This window comes from Plantactinospora sonchi (assembly GCF_036422035.1).
GTDB lineage: Bacteria > Actinomycetota > Actinomycetes > Mycobacteriales > Micromonosporaceae > Plantactinospora > Plantactinospora sonchi.
Genome location: NZ_JAZGQK010000012.1, coordinates 332,401 through 348,115, shown reverse-complemented (window position 1 = coordinate 348,115; position 15,715 = coordinate 332,401). Strand labels below are relative to the sequence as shown.

Annotated in this window: 16 protein-coding genes; 4 read left to right on the top strand and 12 right to left on the bottom strand. The window is 71.0% G+C overall.

The window, feature by feature from the left end; genetic code table 11:
- Positions 1 to 33: 33 nt before the first annotated feature.
- On the bottom strand, positions 34 to 1,035 hold the full coding sequence (locus tag V1633_RS15715; RefSeq protein ID WP_331215050.1) for a helix-turn-helix transcriptional regulator: 1,002 nt from the start codon (positions 1,033 to 1,035) through the stop codon (positions 34 to 36).
- Between the two features lie 105 nt (positions 1,036 to 1,140).
- Between V1633_RS15715 and V1633_RS15710 the strand changes: the two genes are divergently transcribed.
- Together V1633_RS15710 and V1633_RS15705 are read left to right on the top strand one after the other, a co-directional pair.
- Positions 1,141 to 2,073, top strand: a complete 933-nt coding sequence (locus tag V1633_RS15710; RefSeq protein WP_331215049.1) for a cation diffusion facilitator family transporter — start codon at positions 1,141 to 1,143, stop codon at positions 2,071 to 2,073.
- 35 nt (positions 2,074 to 2,108) lie between these two features.
- Entirely contained in the window at positions 2,109 to 3,224 is a 1,116-nt protein-coding gene (locus V1633_RS15705; protein WP_331215048.1) for a DUF3866 family protein, read from the top strand.
- Positions 3,225 to 3,258: 34 nt separating this feature from the next.
- Here V1633_RS15705 and V1633_RS15700 read toward each other — a convergent pair whose 3' ends face one another.
- The 3 genes from V1633_RS15700 to rfbA all read right to left on the bottom strand — a co-directional run bounded on the left by V1633_RS15700 (position 3,259) and on the right by rfbA (position 5,853).
- Entirely contained in the window at positions 3,259 to 3,462 is a 204-nt protein-coding gene (locus V1633_RS15700; RefSeq protein ID WP_331215047.1) for a hypothetical protein, read from the bottom strand.
- Between the two features lie 82 nt (positions 3,463 to 3,544).
- Positions 3,545 to 4,903: a Pup--protein ligase gene (pafA, locus tag V1633_RS15695; protein ID WP_331215046.1), complete on the bottom strand. Its 1,359-nt coding sequence runs from the start codon at positions 4,901 to 4,903 to the stop codon at positions 3,545 to 3,547.
- A gap of 77 nt (positions 4,904 to 4,980) precedes the next feature.
- Positions 4,981 to 5,853, bottom strand: a complete 873-nt coding sequence (rfbA, locus tag V1633_RS15690) for a glucose-1-phosphate thymidylyltransferase RfbA (protein ID WP_331215045.1) — start codon at positions 5,851 to 5,853, stop codon at positions 4,981 to 4,983.
- A 117-nt stretch (positions 5,854 to 5,970) separates the two neighbouring features.
- Between rfbA and rfbB the strand changes: the two genes are divergently transcribed.
- Positions 5,971 to 6,984 carry a dTDP-glucose 4,6-dehydratase gene (rfbB, locus tag V1633_RS15685; protein WP_331215043.1) on the top strand — a complete coding sequence of 338 codons (1,014 nt, stop codon included), beginning with the start codon at positions 5,971 to 5,973 and terminating at the stop codon, positions 6,982 to 6,984.
- On the top strand, positions 6,981 to 7,937 hold the full coding sequence (gene rfbD, locus V1633_RS15680; RefSeq protein ID WP_331215042.1) for a dTDP-4-dehydrorhamnose reductase: 957 nt from the start codon (positions 6,981 to 6,983) through the stop codon (positions 7,935 to 7,937). Before rfbB ends, rfbD begins: the two co-directional genes overlap by 4 nt.
- Positions 7,938 to 8,005: 68 nt before the next feature.
- Here rfbD and V1633_RS15675 read toward each other — a convergent pair whose 3' ends face one another.
- The 8 genes from V1633_RS15675 to V1633_RS15640 all read right to left on the bottom strand — a co-directional run bounded on the left by V1633_RS15675 (position 8,006) and on the right by V1633_RS15640 (position 15,692).
- Positions 8,006 to 8,398, bottom strand: a complete 393-nt coding sequence (locus V1633_RS15675) for a hypothetical protein (protein ID WP_331215041.1) — start codon at positions 8,396 to 8,398, stop codon at positions 8,006 to 8,008.
- Positions 8,395 to 8,658 (bottom strand): hypothetical protein, encoded by a 264-nt coding sequence (locus V1633_RS15670; RefSeq protein WP_331215040.1) that lies wholly within the window; start codon positions 8,656 to 8,658, stop codon positions 8,395 to 8,397. The genes V1633_RS15675 and V1633_RS15670 overlap by 4 nt, the downstream gene beginning before the upstream one ends.
- An 84-nt stretch (positions 8,659 to 8,742) precedes the next feature.
- The gene (prcA, locus tag V1633_RS15665) at positions 8,743 to 9,576 is read right to left on the bottom strand and encodes a proteasome subunit alpha (protein WP_331215039.1); all 834 of its coding nucleotides are present in this window, start codon (positions 9,574 to 9,576) and stop codon (positions 8,743 to 8,745) included.
- Between the two features lie 58 nt (positions 9,577 to 9,634).
- Positions 9,635 to 10,435 (bottom strand): proteasome subunit beta, encoded by an 801-nt coding sequence (gene prcB / locus V1633_RS15660; RefSeq protein ID WP_331215208.1) that lies wholly within the window; start codon positions 10,433 to 10,435, stop codon positions 9,635 to 9,637.
- A gap of 363 nt (positions 10,436 to 10,798) precedes the next feature.
- Positions 10,799 to 11,014 (bottom strand): ubiquitin-like protein Pup, encoded by a 216-nt coding sequence (locus V1633_RS15655; protein WP_331215038.1) that lies wholly within the window; start codon positions 11,012 to 11,014, stop codon positions 10,799 to 10,801.
- 116 nt (positions 11,015 to 11,130) lie between these two features.
- The gene (gene dop, locus V1633_RS15650; RefSeq protein ID WP_407952020.1) at positions 11,131 to 12,648 is read right to left on the bottom strand and encodes a depupylase/deamidase Dop; all 1,518 of its coding nucleotides are present in this window, start codon (positions 12,646 to 12,648) and stop codon (positions 11,131 to 11,133) included.
- A 256-nt stretch (positions 12,649 to 12,904) separates the two neighbouring features.
- The gene (gene arc / locus V1633_RS15645; protein WP_331215037.1) at positions 12,905 to 14,686 is read right to left on the bottom strand and encodes a proteasome ATPase; all 1,782 of its coding nucleotides are present in this window, start codon (positions 14,684 to 14,686) and stop codon (positions 12,905 to 12,907) included.
- Positions 14,687 to 15,116: 430 nt separating this feature from the next.
- A complete protein-coding gene (locus V1633_RS15640; protein ID WP_331215036.1) occupies positions 15,117 to 15,692 on the bottom strand; it encodes a hypothetical protein in 576 nt (191 codons plus the stop codon).
- Positions 15,693 to 15,715 lie beyond the last annotated feature (23 nt).

Here is a 15,715-nt window from a genome sequence, read left to right as displayed (position 1 = left end):
AGTCGGCCGGGCACGTCACCCGCACCGCCGGCGTCACGCCGGGGTACGGGCGACGACCACCTCGTCGTGCCGGGTGGCGATCTCCTTCAGCCGCTGGATGACGGCCTCCCGGACCTCCGGCGGGTCGAGCACCCGGACATCGGGACCGTAGCCGACGAGCCTGCCGGCGAGCGACTCGGCGTCGGCGTACGCCAGGACCAGCCGGTCGCCGTCGGGACCGCTGGTCGCCTCCCGGGCCCACCGGCGCAACCCGGCCGCCCGCCCCGGGCGGACCAGCACGGTGGCCCGGCCGGGCCGTTCGACCGGCCCGGACCAGCGGGCCACGTAGCTGATCAGGTCGACGTCGACCGGCGGGGTGAAGGCGTCCGGCCCGCCCACCCGCCGGACCGCGCCGCCGACGATGCGGGACAACCGGAAGCACCGGGCCGCCTGCCGGTCCAGGTCGTGGCCGACCACGTACCACCGGCCACGCCAGCAGACCACCCCCCACGGCTGCAGTCGCCGACTCGTCGGCCCGTCGCCCTCCGGCACCCGGTAGTCGAAGGTGACCGTCCGCCGCTCCCGGGCCGCCGAGGTGAGCGGGGCGAACGCCGGGTCGACGGTGACCACCGGCTCCATGTCGAGGGTGGCCTGCGGGTCGACGTCGATGCCGCCGGCGCGCAGCTTGGCCAGACCGGAGGACGCCGCGGCGGCCAGCCCGGCGTGCCGCCAGAGCCGGGCGGCGATCCCCACCGCGGCCGCCTCGTCGGGCTCCAGCGGGATCTCCGGCAGCGCGTACTCCCGGTGGGCGATCCGGTAGCCCGGCTCGGTGTCGAACGCGCTGGCGGTACCGGTCTCCAGGGGGACGCCCAGCTCACGCAGTTCGGCCTTGTCCCGCTCGAACTTGCGCTGGAAGGCCTCGTGGTCGCGCGGGTCGTCGGGGTCGTGCTCATATCCGGGTACGGTCGCGGCGATCTGCGCGGCGGTCAGGAACCGCCGCGTGGACAGCAGGCAGATCACCAGGTTGACCAGGCGCTCGGTACGGGTCCGCGACACGCTACAGACGCTAGCAGTGTCGGCTCACCCCGCGGGTACCCACACGGGGCGTACCGGCAGCGGGCTCCGGCTGTCGGGATCCCGGCCGGCTCCTAGGCTGACGTCATGGCCGAACGGCAGTCGAGCGCGGAGAGTGTGGTCACGGTGGTCGTGGCCGGGGTGGCCAACCTCGCGATCGCCGCGGCCAAGGTGGTGGCGGGGCTCATCTCCGGCTCGGCGGCGATGCTGTCCGAGGGCGCCCACTCGATCGCCGACACCGCCACCGAGGTGCTGCTCTTCACCGCGCTGCGCCGTGGCGCCCGCCCCGCCGACGTGCAGCACCCGTTCGGGTACGGCAAGGAGAGTTACGTCTGGGCGTTCATCGCCGCGATCTTCACGTTCGTGGTCGGCGCCGGGTTCTCGATCACCCACGGGGTCAACACGGTACGTGGCGGCGAGCACAGCGGCGAGTACCTGGTCTCGTACGTCGTACTGGCGATCTCGTTCGTCATCGAGTCGGTCTCCCTGGCCCGGGCCGTGCGACAGGTGCTGCGGCGGGCCCGGGAGCGGCGGATCAGCGCCGCCACGTACCTGCGGGGTACCGCGGACACCACCGTGAAGGCGGTGTTCCTCGAGGACAGCGCGGCGTTGATCGGCATCTCCGTCGCCGCCGGCGGCGTCGCGCTGTCCGAGTGGACCGGCGACGAGCTCTGGGACGGCCTGGCCTCGATCGTGATCGGCCTGCTGCTGCTCGTGGTGGCCGCGACGCTGGCCCGGAGCAACATCTCACTGCTGGTCGGCCGGGCGGTGCCGCCCCGGATGTACCAGGAGATCCACCGGCAGCTCTCCGCGCTGCCGACGGTCGAACGGGTGCACACGCTGCTCACCATGCACCTCGGGCCGGACGAGATCCTGGTCGCGGCCAAGGTCGACTTCCGGGACGAGGCGACCGGGGCGGAGATCGAGGCCGAGGCGGACCGGGCCGAGCAGCGGCTCGTGGCGCGCTTCCCCGCCATCCGGTACGTCTTCCTCGACCCGACCCACGGCCGGTCCCGGTAGTCGACCGCCCGCCCGGCCCGGTTACCCTGCCGGCCATGGTGCGATGGCGGTCCGGCACGGTCACGGCGCTCCGGCGGCACTGGCACGGCGCGGTGGAGCTCGAGGTCCGGCAGAGCGACGGGGTCGAGGTCCGGGCGCTCGCCTACCCGGCGCTGGTCGGCACCCCCCAGCCCGGCGACCGGGTGCTGCTCAACGTGAACGCCCTGGTGATGGGCCTCGGCACCGGCGGCTACGCGCTGGTCGTCGCGCTGCCCGACCGGCTGCCGCCCGATCCGCCGGCGTCGGGCCGGAACCGCGACGACGGCCACCTCGTCAAGGCCCGCTACACCCCGCTGCAGCCGATCGTGCTCGGCGCGGACGAGGAGGCGTCACCGTACCGGGAGGTGCTCGCCGACGCCGACGACCTGGCCGGGCTGCCGGTGGTCACCGCCGACCTGCACTCCGCGCTGCCGGCGATCGTGGCCGGGATCCGGGCCGACGCGCCGGACACCCGGATCGGTTACGTGATGACCGACGGTGGCGCCCTACCGGCCTGGTTCTCCCGGACGCTGGACGGGTTACGCGGGCAACTCGCCGGCACGGTGACCGTCGGGCAGGCGTTCGGCGGCGACCTGGAGGCCACCAACGTGCACAGCGGGTTGCTCGCCGCCCGGCACGCGCTGGGGGCGGACCTGGTGATCGTGGCCCAGGGACCGGGCAACCTGGGGACCGGCACCCGCTGGGGGTACTCCGGGGCGGCCGTCGGTGAGGCGGTCAACGCGGTCGCCGCGTTGGGCGGCCTGCCGGTCGGATCGCTGCGGATCTCCGACGCCGATCCCCGGGACCGGCACCGGGGTGTGTCCCACCACAGCCTGACCGCGTACGGCCGGGTGGCGCTGGCCGCCGCCGACCTGGTGGTGCCCACCGGGCTGGCCCCGGAGCTGGCCGACGAGGTGGACCGGGCCCTCGCCCCGCTCGCCGGGCGGCACCGCCTGGTCCGGGTGGACGTGGCCGGGCTCGACGCCGCCCTCCGGGCGACGCCGGTGCCGCTCTCCACGATGGGACGCGGACTCGACGCCGACCACGCCTACTTTCTCGCCGCGGCCGCCGCCGGCCGGCACGCCGCCGCGCTGCTCCGGGAGCCTCGGTCGGACCGGGTCCGGACCGGCTGAGCCCGGAGGACGGGCGGCGGGTGACCGGACGGGATCAGCTGAGGAAGACCAGCGCGAGCCAACCGGCGACCACCACGACGAGCACCACCGTCAGCACCCAGGTCGGTACCCGGTACTCGCCGCGCCGGTTCCGCTCGATCTCCTCGCGGATCTTCGCGCGGCGGCGCTCGATGCGGTTGAGGTGCACCTGCTCGGGGCGGCGTTCTTCGCCCTCGTGACCGCGCTGTGGATCTGTCATAGCGGGCTCAGCCTAACGAACGGACCCGCCGGCCGTGGGACCACCTCGGATCGAGGGTGCCACCGGCCGGCGGGTCCGTGCGTCACATGCTCGCGATCAGCCGCTCGACCCGCTCGTCGTACGCCCGGAACGGGTCCTTGCAGAGCACCGTGCGCTGCGCCTGGTCATTGAGCTTGAGATGGACCCAGTCGACGGTGAAGTCCCGGCGCTTCTCCTGGGCGTGCCGGATGAACTCCCCGCGCAGCCGGGCCCGGGTGGTCTGCGGCGGCGTCTCCTTCGCCTCGAAGATCTCCGGGTCGGTGGCGATCCGGTCCACCTGCTTACGGCGCTCCAGCAGCCCGTAGAGGCCCCGGCCGCGGCGCAGGTCGTGGTACGCCAGATCCATCTGGGCGATCCGCGGATGCGACAGCGGCAGGTCGTTCTTGCGCTGGTAACGCTCGATGAGCTGGAGCTTCGTCACCCAGTCGATCTCCCGGGACACCGGGTCGAGGTTGCCGGTCTCCACCGCCCGCAGCACCCGGCCCCAGAGCTCGACCACCCGCTTCGCGGTCTGGTCGCCGCCGCGCCGCTCGACGAACTCGGTCGCCTTGGCCAGGTACTCCTGCTGGATCTCCAGCGCGCTGATCTCCTTGTTGGAGGCCAGCCGGACCTTGCGGCGTCCGGTGACGTCGTGCGAGACCTCCCGGATCGCCCGGATCGGGTTCTCCAGCGAGAGGTCCCGCATCACCACCCCGGCCTCGATCATCCGCAGCACGATGTCGGCGCTGCCGACCTTCAGCAGGGTGGTCACCTCGTTCATGTTCGAGTCGCCGACGATGACGTGCAGCCGTCGGTAGCGCTCGGCGTCGGCGTGCGGCTCGTCCCGGGTGTTGATGATCGGCCGGCTGCGGGTGGTCGCCGAGGAGACCCCCTCCCAGATGTGCTCGGCACGCTGGGACAGGCAGTAGACGGCGCCCCGTGGGGTCTGCAGGACCTTGCCGGCACCGCAGATCAGCTGGCGGGTCACCAGGAACGGGATCAGTACGTCGGCGAGCCGGCCGAACTCGCCGTGTCGGGAAACCAGGTAGTTCTCGTGGCAACCGTACGAGTTGCCGGCGGAGTCGGTGTTGTTCTTGAACAGGTAGATCTCGCCCGCGATCCCCTCGTCGTGCAGGCGCTTCTCCGCGTCGACGAGCAGGCCCTCCAGGATCCGTTCGCCGGCCCGGTCGTGGGCGACCAGGTCGGCGACCGAGTCACACTCGGGCGTGGCGTACTCGGGGTGGGACCCGACGTCGAGATAGAGCCGGGCTCCGTTGCGCAGGAAGACGTTGCTCGACCGCCCCCAGGACACCACCCGGCGGAAGAGGTACCGTGCGACCTCGTCCGGAGACAGGCGGCGCTGGCCGCGATAGGTGCAGGTGACGCCGTACTCGGTTTCGAGACCGAAGATTCGCCGTTCCATGGTTGGAGATTAGTCGCCCGAGGGGCCGATTGGTCACTGTCGGACGGTGGGCGTTGTCCGGGTCCGCGGGAAACCGGTCACCGGCCGGGGTCATCCAGGATGCCGAAGAGGTACTCGCCGTACCCGCTCCTGGTCAACGGTTGGGCCAGGTCCCGGAGCTGGTCGTCGCTGATCAGCCCGCTGCGCCAGGCCACCTCCTCGATGCAGCCGACCTTCAGTCCCTGCCGTTCCTCGATCACCCGAACGAACTCGCCGGCCTGCATCAGCGAGGTGAAGGTTCCGGTGTCCAGCCACGCCGTACCCCGGTCCAGGGCGGTGACCTGGAGACGTCCCTGGCGCAGATATGTCTGGTTCACCGCGGTGATCTCCAGTTCGCCCCGTTCACTCGGGGTCAGTCCCCTGGCGATCTCCACCACGTCACCGGCGTAGAAGTACAGGCCCGGTACGGCGTATCGCGACTTCGGCTTCTCCGGCTTCTCCTCGATCGACAACGCCGTTCCGTCGGTGTCGAACTCGACGATCCCGTAACCCTCGCAGTTGGCGACCGGATAGGCGAAGATCCGGCCCCCGTCCGGCGGTTCGCGCAGCGCCAGACTGCGGCCCAGTCCGCCGCCGTAGAAGATGTTGTCGCCGAGGATCAGGGCCACCGAGTCGCCGGCCAGGAATTCCTCGCCGAGCAGGAACGCCTGGGCGATGCCGTCCGGAGTCGGCTGCACGACGTACTCCAGGCGCAGGCCCCACTGCGCGCCGTCGCCGAGCAGCCGCCGGAACTGCGCCTGGTCGTCCCGGGTGGTGATGATGAGGATTTCCCGTATTCCGGCCATTACCAACGTGGACAACGGGTAATAGATCATTGGTTTGTCGAACACCGGCATGAGCTGCTTCGAAACGGCCTGCGTGATTGGCCAGAGCCGCGAGCCGGTGCCGCCGGCCAACAGGATTCCGCGCATTGGCGCAGGCTACCGACTTGTCGACGATCCGGCGGCTTTTCCGTCGGATCGCCGACTCCCCGGCTCGCCGACGAAATGCGGCCAGGATTTACCCGCGCCGCGTAGACTTCCCGACTCATGAGGATCCTCGTAACCGGTGGAGCCGGATTCATCGGGTCTGAATATGTACGCATGCTGCTGACCGGCACCGGTCCGCGGCTCGACCCCGGCGCGGTCACCGTGCTGGACAAGCTCACCTATTCCGGCAACCTGGCGAACCTCGACCCGGTACGCAACGATCCGCGGCTGACCGTGGTCGTCGGCGACATCTGCGACCCGGCGCTGGTCGACGAGGTGGTCGCCGGGCACGACGTGATCGTGCACTTCGCCGCCGAGTCCCACGTCGACCGGTCGATCGCCAGCGCGGCGCCGTTCGTCTCCACCAACGTGCTCGGCACCCAGATCATGCTGGACGCCGCGCTCCGGCACGGCACCGGGCGCTTCGTGCACATCTCCACCGACGAGGTCTACGGCTCGATCGACTCCGGATCCTGGACCGAGCACCAGCCGCTGGCGCCGAACTCCCCGTACGCGGCCACCAAGGCCGGTTCCGACCTGCTCGCGCTCGCCTACCACCGGACGTACGGCATGGACGTGGTGCTGACCCGCTGCGCCAACAACTACGGGCCGTACCAGTTCCCGGAGAAGGTCGTTCCGCTCTTCGTCACCAACCTGCTCGACGGCGGCACCGTGCCGCTCTACGGCGACGGCGGCAACGTCCGGGACTGGCTGCACGTCCACGACCACTGCGTCGGCATCGCGCTGGTCCAGGACAAGGGCCGGCCGGGCGAGGTCTACCACATCGGCGGCGGCACCGAACTCACCAACCGCGAGCTGACCGCCCGGCTGCTCGCCGCCTGCGGCGCGGACTGGGACCGGGTCACCCCGGTCGCCGACCGCAAGGGACACGACCGCCGCTACTCGCTCGACATCACCAAGATCACCGAAGAGCTCGGGTACGTCCCGCAGATCGACCTCGACCGCGGGCTGGCCGAGACGGTCGCCTGGTACCGGGAGAACCGTGCCTGGTGGGAACCGCTGAAGGAGCGCCTCGACCCGGCGGTGACGCACCCCGGGCCGGCCGCTACATGACCGGAGCCCGTTGGCTGGTGACCGGCGCCGGCGGTCTGCTCGGCCGGGATCTGGTGACGGTGCTCGCCGGCCGGGCCGACGCGGAGGTCACCGCCGCCACCCGGGCCGAGTTGGATGTCACCGACCCGGCGGCGGTCCGGGTCGCGGTGCGCGGACACGACGTCGTACTGAACACGGCCGCCTGGACCGACGTGGACGGGGCGGAGAGCCGGGAGGCCGACGCCACCGAGGTGAACGGGGACGGCGTGGCGCACCTGGCCCGGGCCTGCGCCGAAACCGGTGCCCGGCTGCTGCACGTCTCGACCGACTACGTCTTCGCCGGCGACGCCACGCAGCCCTACCCGGAGGACGCGCCGACCGCACCCGTCAACGCGTACGGCCGCAGCAAGCTCGCCGGTGAACAAGCGGTGTTCCGACTGCTGCCCCACACCGGTTACGTCGTCCGCACCGCCTGGCTGTACGGCGCGCACGGCCCGAACTTCGTCCGCACGATGCTCCGGCTGGCCGCCGAGCGTCCGCACCTCGACGTGGTCGACGACCAGCACGGCCAGCCCACCTGGTCGTACGCGCTCGCCGGGCGGCTGGTCGAGTTGGCCGAGGCGGCCGGTCGGGGCGTCGCTCCGCCGGGCGCGTACCACGGCACCGCCGCCGGCCGGACCACCTGGTACGGCCTGGCCCGCGAGGTGTTCCGGCGCAGCGGTCTGGACCCGGACCGGATCCGGCCCACCAGCAGTGACCGGTTCCCCCGACCGGCCCGCCGTCCCGGGTACAGCGTGCTGGGGCACGACGGCTGGGCCCGGGCGGGGCTGCCCCCGCTGCCGGACTGGCGGGCGCAGCTGGCCGAGGCGCTGCGGCCGGGCGGCCCGCTGCTCGGCGCCGCCTCGCCGCGGGTACCGCCACCCGGCGCCGCCGTGGACCCTTCGTCCGGCGTACCGCCGCTGGTCGCCGGCTAGCGGGTGCACCCGCACCGCTGCGGACAGCCGTCGACGCGGTGCACGGCCGTCACCCGACGAACCCGGCGTCAGATCGGGATGATCGGCATCTCGTCCGGGCTGCCGTACACCTTCGGTTCCCCGGTCAACACGTACGCCGTCCAGTCGATCGCCTCGATCAGCGCCGAGGCGGCGTCCAGCCGGCCCAGGATCCGGGTCCACTCGGCCAGTACCTGCCAGTCCGTGGCCCCGATCGGGGTGACGTACGCGCACGGATGCTCGACCAGCAGCAGCACACCCGCCGCACGGTCCTCCGGTACGAGTCGGGACGCCTCGGCCAGGCAGGCGACCGGGACGGCGAACCGGCCGCCCTCGTCCACCACCTCGGCGATCGTCTCCCCGACCGCGATCGAGGTGTTCGCGTAGGCGATGATCGCGGAGGTGTCCAGGACCAGCCGGATCCCCTCGACTCCGCCCGTCACGCGGCCGGCTTCCGGCCGACCTCACGAAGCTGGTCCCAGCGGGCGTGTGTCATCCGTTCCCGGGCGTCGGTGAGACGCTGCCGGGCCCGCTCCCGACCCTCGTCGGTGATCGGGAACCCGTGCTGGGCGAGGAGCTGGGCGGTCCGTTCCCGGGCCATCCGGTCCCGGACGGCCTGGGTGACGTAGGCGGACGCGTTGGGTTCCGCCTCGAGTCGGGAGGCCACGTCGTCGGGGAGGCTGACCGTCACACGCCGAGTCATACTCGTGAGGCTACCGGATCACACCCGGGCCCGGACACGGGCACGGCGCCCGGCGCGGAGCCCGGACGCCGTGCCCGTGGTCTGTCACTCGTCGGTGCCGGCGGACGCCCCGCCCTTGTTCTCCAGGTCGGCGGAGGCCGCGGACTCGGTCGGCTTGTCCGGACCCGGGGCCGGTGCCTTCGGTTCCGACGCCGACTCACCGCCGTCGGCCTTGGCGGACGTCCCGTTGAGCAGGGCCACCAGCGGCGCCCCGGTGATCCGGCGGAAGGTCCGGCCCACCCGGCGCCGGTCCAGGATCGCCACCTCGAGCTGGCTCGCGGCGATGGTGCGGGGCGCGCCGCCCTCGCCGCCGACGCTGCCCAGTGCCCGGACGGCGAGCCGGACCGCGTCGTCGAGCGACATCTCGGGCCGGTGGTCCTCGCGCAGTGCGCCGGTGACCGCCTCCGCCTGTCCGCCCATCGCCATCCGGCCGGGTTCGTCGTTCACCGAGCCGTCGTAGGTGATCCGGTACAGCTCGTCGTCGTCCGGCGTGGCGCCGACCTCGGCGACGCAGATCTCCACCTCGAACGGCTTCGACTGCTCGGTGAAGATCGCCCCCAGCGTCTGGGCGTACGCGTTCGCCAGCGCCCGGCCGGTCACGTCCCGCCGGTCGAAGCTGAGCCCGGTGGCGTCGGCCATCCGCACTCCCGCCCGACGCAGGTTCTCGAACTCGTTGTACCGGCCGACCGCCGCGAAGGCGATCCGGTCGTAGATCTCACTGACCTTGTGCAGGGCGGTGGAGATGTTCTCCGCCACGAAGAGCACCCCGCCCTCGTAGCTGAGCGTCACGGCGCTCCGGCCCCGGGCAATGCCCTTGCGGGCCAGCTCGGAGCGATCGCGCATGATCTGCTCGGGGGACGCGTAGAACTGCATGGCCACGGCGGCGGTTCTCCTTACCGTTAACGCTGACGGCGGGCTGCGGGCAACAACGGCGGCGTCAGCCGCCCGGGTTCTCCATCCGGGCGGCGACCACCGCTTCGGCGACCGATGCCGCCTCGGCGTCGGAGAGCCGGTTGGTGCCCTCCGCGGTGACCGTCATGACCACCGGGTAGATCCGGCGGGTGACGTCGGGGCCGCCGGTGGCGCTGTCGTCGTCGGCGGCGTCGTAGAGGGACTCGACGGCCAACCGGATCGCCTCCTCGGTGCTCAGCCCCGGCCGGTAGCGCTTCTTCAGCGCCGCCTTCGCGAAGAGCGAACCGGAACCGATCCCGTCGTAGCCGGTCTCCTCGTACGGTCCGCCGGCGACGTCGAAGCTGAAGATCCGTCCCGCCTTCGCCGGATCGGTGCTGGCGAGGTCGTATCCGGCGAAGAGCGGGATCACCGCGAGTCCCTGCATCGCCGCGCCGAGGTTGCCCCGGATCATCGCGGCGAGTCGGTTCGCCTTACCGTCGAGGGAGAGCATCGCCCCCTCGATCTTCTCGTAGTGCTCCAGCTCCACCTGGAAGAGCCGCACCATCTCCAGGGCGATGCCGGCGGTGCCGGCGAAGCCGATCAGCGAGTACGCGTCGGCCGGGTGCACCTTGCGGATGTCCCGGCTGGAGATCAGGTTGCCCATCGTGCCCCGCCGGTCGCCCGCCATCACCACGCCCTCGGCGGTGGTCAGCGCGACGATGGTGGTGGCGTGCGGAACCATGTCGGCGGCCGACCCGGGTGGCAGCGGCCTGCGACCGGGCAGCAGGTCGGGCGCCGCCATGCCGAGGAACTGGGTGAACGAGGACGTGCCCACGTTGAGGAACACGTCTGGTAGACGCCCGGTGGGATCAAAAGCCGCCACGTGCTTCCTCTCAGGTATGTCATCGCGTCGCCCGGCGCCGCCACGTCGAACGCGGAGCCGGCCGAGGCGAGGCGTTGCGGTTGAAGCAGAGTATCGTCCGGACCGATCCGGTGCGATGATCTCGGTCCCCGTGTTGCGGGGCCACGGACCGCTCCGGGTGGCCGGCGCCGCGGGCGGTCGAGCGTGTCCGAGGCCGGACGGAACACCCCAGGTCCGGCGTGGTGCCCGGCGCGGCGTCGGACCGCACCGGACCCGCGGCGGGCACACTGACGGCGTCACACCCGACCGGACGGGGCACACCACGCCCGGGCCGGTGCCGCGCTACGCCTATTGTCCACCCTTCTGGACGTAGCCCCGGACGAACTCCTCCGCGTTCTCCTCCAGTACCGAGTCGATCTCGTCGAGCAGGTCGTCGACATCCTCGGTGATCTCGGCGTGCCGCTCGGCGACCTCCGGATTCGCCTCGGCCGAAACCTCGTCGACCTCCTCGTCCCGGCGGGACTTGCCGGACTGCGACTGACCGCCGGTGTCACGGGTAGCCATCTGGTGCCTCCTCCACGATCGCCTGCGAGAAACTTACCTCGGATGGACGACGAAACCCGGCCGTCAGGGCCCACCGTCCGGCCCGGATTCGATCTTCCGTCCCGAGCCGGTGGCGGTCAGCCGCCGGTGATGGTCTCCAGCAGGTCCTTCGCGCTCGCGCACCGGTCGAACAGCGCACCCACGTGCTTGCGGGTGCCCCGCTCGGGCTCCATCATCGGCACCCGGACCAGCGACTCCCGGCCGACGTCGAAGATGACCGAGTCCCAGCTCGCCGCCACCACCTCGGAGGCGTACTGGGCGAGGCACCGGCCCCGGAAGTAGGCGCGGGTGTCCTCCGGCGGCTCCGTCATCGCCGAGCGGGTCACCTCCTCGGGCAGCAGGGTCGCCATCGAGCCCCGGCTGACCAGCCGGTGGTAGAGCCCCTTCTCCGGCCGTACGTCGGAGTACTGCAGGTCGACGAGCTGCAGTTTGTGCGACGCCCAGCCGAGTTTCTCCCGCTCCCGGTAGCCCTCCAGCAGCCGCAGCTTGGCGACCCAGTCGAGCTCACCGGCGCAGAGCATCACGTCGCGGCCCAGCCGGTCCAGCACGCTCTCCCAGCGGTCGAGCACGTCCGTGGTGTCCGGGTCGACGTCGTCGCCGTACCGCTGCTCCACAAAGGAACGGGCCCGTTCCAGGTAGGCCCACTGCAGGTCCAGTGCGGTCAGCCGGCGGCCGTCACGCAGTCGGATCCGGTGGGTCAGCGACGGGTCGTGACTGACCGCCTTCAACTCGCCCACCGGGTCCGCGATGGACAGGTCCGGGCTGAGGGCCTTCTCCTCGATCATGGTCAGGACCAGTGCGGTCGTACCGACCTTGAGGTAGGTGGAGATCTCCGACAGGTTGGCGTCGCCGATGATCACGTGCAGCCGGCGGTACTTGTCGGCGTCGGCGTGCGGCTCGTCCCGGGTGTTGATGATCGGCCGCTTCAGCGTCGTCTCCAGGCCGACCTCGACCTCGAAGAAGTCCGCTCGCTGGGAGATCTGGAAGCCGGTCTGGGAGCCGTCCTGACCGATGCCGACCCGGCCGGCGCCGCAGACGATCTGCCGGGTCACGAAGAACGGCGTCAGGTAGGTCACGATGTCGGCGAACGGGGTCTGCCGGCGCATCAGGTAGTTCTCGTGCGCGCCGTAGCTGGCGCCCTTGTTGTCGGTGTTGTTCTTGTAGAGGTGGATCGGGTGGGTACCGGGGATGGTGGCCGCCCGACGGGACGCCTCCGCCATCACCCGCTCCCCCGCCTTGTCCCAGCGGACCAGGTCGAGCGGGTTGGTCACCTCGGGCGTCGAGTACTCCGGGTGGGCGTGGTCGACGTAGAGCCGCGCGCCGTTGGTGAGGATGACGTTGGCCAACCCCAGGTCCTCGTCGGCCAGCGCCTCGGCCGGGTCGTACGCGGCGCCGGAGTAGGTGAACCCCCGGGCGTCCCGCAGCGGGGACTCCTCCTCGTAGTCCCAACGCGCCCGGCCGCCCCGGGCCAACTCGGGCCGGGCGCCGTAGGCGTTGACCACCTGCGACGAGGTGACCATCGGGTTGGCACCGGCCTGACCCGGCACGGAGATGCCGTACTCGACCTCGGTGCCCATGATCCGCCGTACGCTCATGCCGGCACCTCGCTCCGCCCCGCGTCGCCACGAGGCTCCACCGCACTGAGCCAACCGATTCGCTCGCTACGCTCGCTCATGCCGCCGCCTCGCTTCGCTCGCCCATGGCGTCGAGCGTAGTCCGCCCCGCCGCCGGAATCTTCGCCCGGCGTGTCGACACGACCACGGTACGCCCCGCCCGGGTCACCTCTGGAAGAAAAAGCGCCGGACAGCATGGTGGGCGCCGCGTTCGCGGCGCCCACCATGCCGGTCCGGTCTACAGGTACTGGCCGGTGTTGCTCGCCGTCTCGATGGAGCGTCCGGCCTCGGCGCCCTTGCCACCGGAGACGAGGGTACGGATGTAGACGATCCGCTCCCCCTTCTTGCCGGAGATCCGGGCCCAGTCGTCGGGGTTGGTGGTGTTCGGCAGGTCCTCGTTCTCCCGGAACTCGTCGACGCAGGCGTCGAGCAGGTGCTGCAACCGCAGCCCCTTGCGCCCGGAGGAGAGGAACTCCTTGATCGCCATCTTCTTGCCCCGGTCGACGATGTTCTGGATCATCGCCCCCGAGTTGAAGTCCTTGAAGTACAGGACCTCCTTGTCACCGTTGGCGTAGGTGACCTCGAGGAACCGGTTCTCCTCGGTCTCCGAGTACATCCGCAGCACCACGGCCTCGATCATCGCGGCCACCGTCGCCGAGGCGTCGTTGCCGTGCTCGGCCAGGTCGTCGGGGTGCAACGGAAGACCGGTGAGGATGTACTTCGAGAAGATGTCCTTGGCCGCCTCGGCGTCCGGACGCTCGATCTTGATCTTCACGTCGAGTCGGCCGGGGCGCAGGATGGCCGGGTCGATCATGTCTTCCCGGTTGGACGCCCCGATCACGATGACGTTCTCCAGGCCCTCCACACCGTCGATCTCGCTGAGCAGCTGGGGAACGATGGTGTTCTCCACGTCCGAGGAGACCCCGGAACCCCGGGTACGGAAGACCGAGTCCATCTCGTCGAAGAACACGATGACCGGAGTGCCCTCGCCGGCCTTCTCCCGGGCCCGCTGGAAGATGAGCCGGATGTGCCGCTCGGTCTCGCCGACGTACTTGTTGAGCAGCTCAGGGCCCTTGATGTTGAGGAAGAAGCTGGTGTGCTTCTCCTCGCCGCGCCGCTCCGCGATCTTCTTGGCCAGCGAGTTCGCCACCGCCTTGGCGATCAGCGTCTTGCCGCAGCCCGGAGGACCGTAGAGCAGGATGCCCTTCGGCGGCCGGAGTTGGTGCTCACGGAACAGGTCGGCGTGCAGGAACGGCAACTCGACGGCGTCCCGGATCTGCTCGATCTGGGGCTGCAGGCCACCGATGTCGCCGTAGTCGACGTCCGGTACCTCCTCGAGGACGAGTTCCTCGACCTCGCTCTTCGGAATCCGCTCGTACGCGTACGCCGAGCGAGGTTCGATCATGAGCGAGTCACCGGCCCGCAACGCCGAGCCGATCAGCGACTCGGCGAGGTGGACGATCCGCTCCTCGTCGGCGTGCGAGATCACCAGGGCCCGGTCGCCCGCGCCGCCGGAGGGGTTGTCCAACACCTCCTTGAGCATGACAACCTCGCCGACCCGCTCGAAGCCGAACGCGTCGACGATGTTCAGCGCGTCGTTGAGCAGGACCTCCTGCCCACGCTGGAGTTCCGCCGCGTCGAGCGACGGCGAGACGGCCACCCGTAGCTTGCGGCCACCGGTGAAGACGTCCACCGTCCCGTCGTCATGCCGGGCCAGGAAGACACCATAACCGCTGGGTGGCTGCGCCAGCCGGTCAATCTCCTCCTTGAGCGTGACGATCTGGGCGCGTGCCTCCTTGAGCGTGTTCACGAGCCGCTCGTTGTTCTCGGTGAGCCGAGCCAGTTGGGCCTGTGTCGCCGACAGCCGTTCCTCAAGCTGCCGGACGTGTCGAGGGCTTTCGGTCAACTTGCGCCGCACCAGAGCGAGTTCCTCTTGAAGAAACGCGACCTGGGTGGAGAGATCGTGGGCCTCCTTCTCCCACCGTGCGGCGCGCGAGTCCGCGTCGTCGCTGCGTGCCACGTCCCACCTCCCCGGGGGCTTGAACGTTCTGACCTAACACTAACCGCTATGACGCTGATTCGGTTCCACGCAACACCCTCGTCGCCGAACCTTGATCACCCGATCACGGTGAACATGATCATTATGACCGTTCCCGGCGGCTCCGCGGAGCCCGTTTCGGGCAGCTCGCACCGGACGGGGCGGACATCGGGACCACCCGGCTGACGACGGCAGCCGGTCGTCCCGAGAACACCGCCGCCTTCGCCCGGAACACCGACGTGGCCGGCCGACGGGCAACGGCAACACCACCGGACCGGCCGACGGGCAACAGTGGCACCACCGGACCGACCAGGCCGGGTCACCGACGGCGTCGGCCACGGGGAGCGGCGACCGGGCGTCGGCCCCGGACGCGGGCCGGATACGTCCCAGCCGGGACGGCCACGGCGGCCGGTCAGAGCATCGGCCGGCCGACGACCGAGGCGACCAGGCGGGCGAACTCCTCCAGCCGGGCGATCTGTCCCGCCCCGCCGTCGTCGAGCGTCTTGCCGAACCGGAGGGCGTCGTGCCGGGGCGGCGCGTGCGCCTCGTCGCCGGGTACGCCTTCGTCGAGCGAGCTGAGCAGCAGGTAGACGTCGATGCTGTCGACCCGGATCTGGCCGTTCGGACTGCGACTCAACCGCCGCCGGCAACCCACCTCGCTCACCGTCGACACCGGTACCACACGCAGCGAAGAGGTCATCGAACCGGCGGGCCCGTCGTCCGGCGGCACGTCCTCGCCGTGCCACAGGATCAGCCGGCTGCCGTCGCAGATCGCGACCTCCTGCCAGACCCCGTTCACCTCGTTGACGAACCGTTCCAGGGTGAACCCGAGCACCGAGGCGCCCCGAAGCACGCCGCTGAGCGCCTCCATCGCCACGTCCGGATCGCGCAGGTAGGCCCGGGCGGCGGACTCCAGGTCCTGGTACGGCGACCAGTCCGGGAAGACGGCGGGAAGTTCCCCGCCACCACCGAACGCCGGTCGGCTCATGCCGCCTCCTCGCTGCGCTCGGC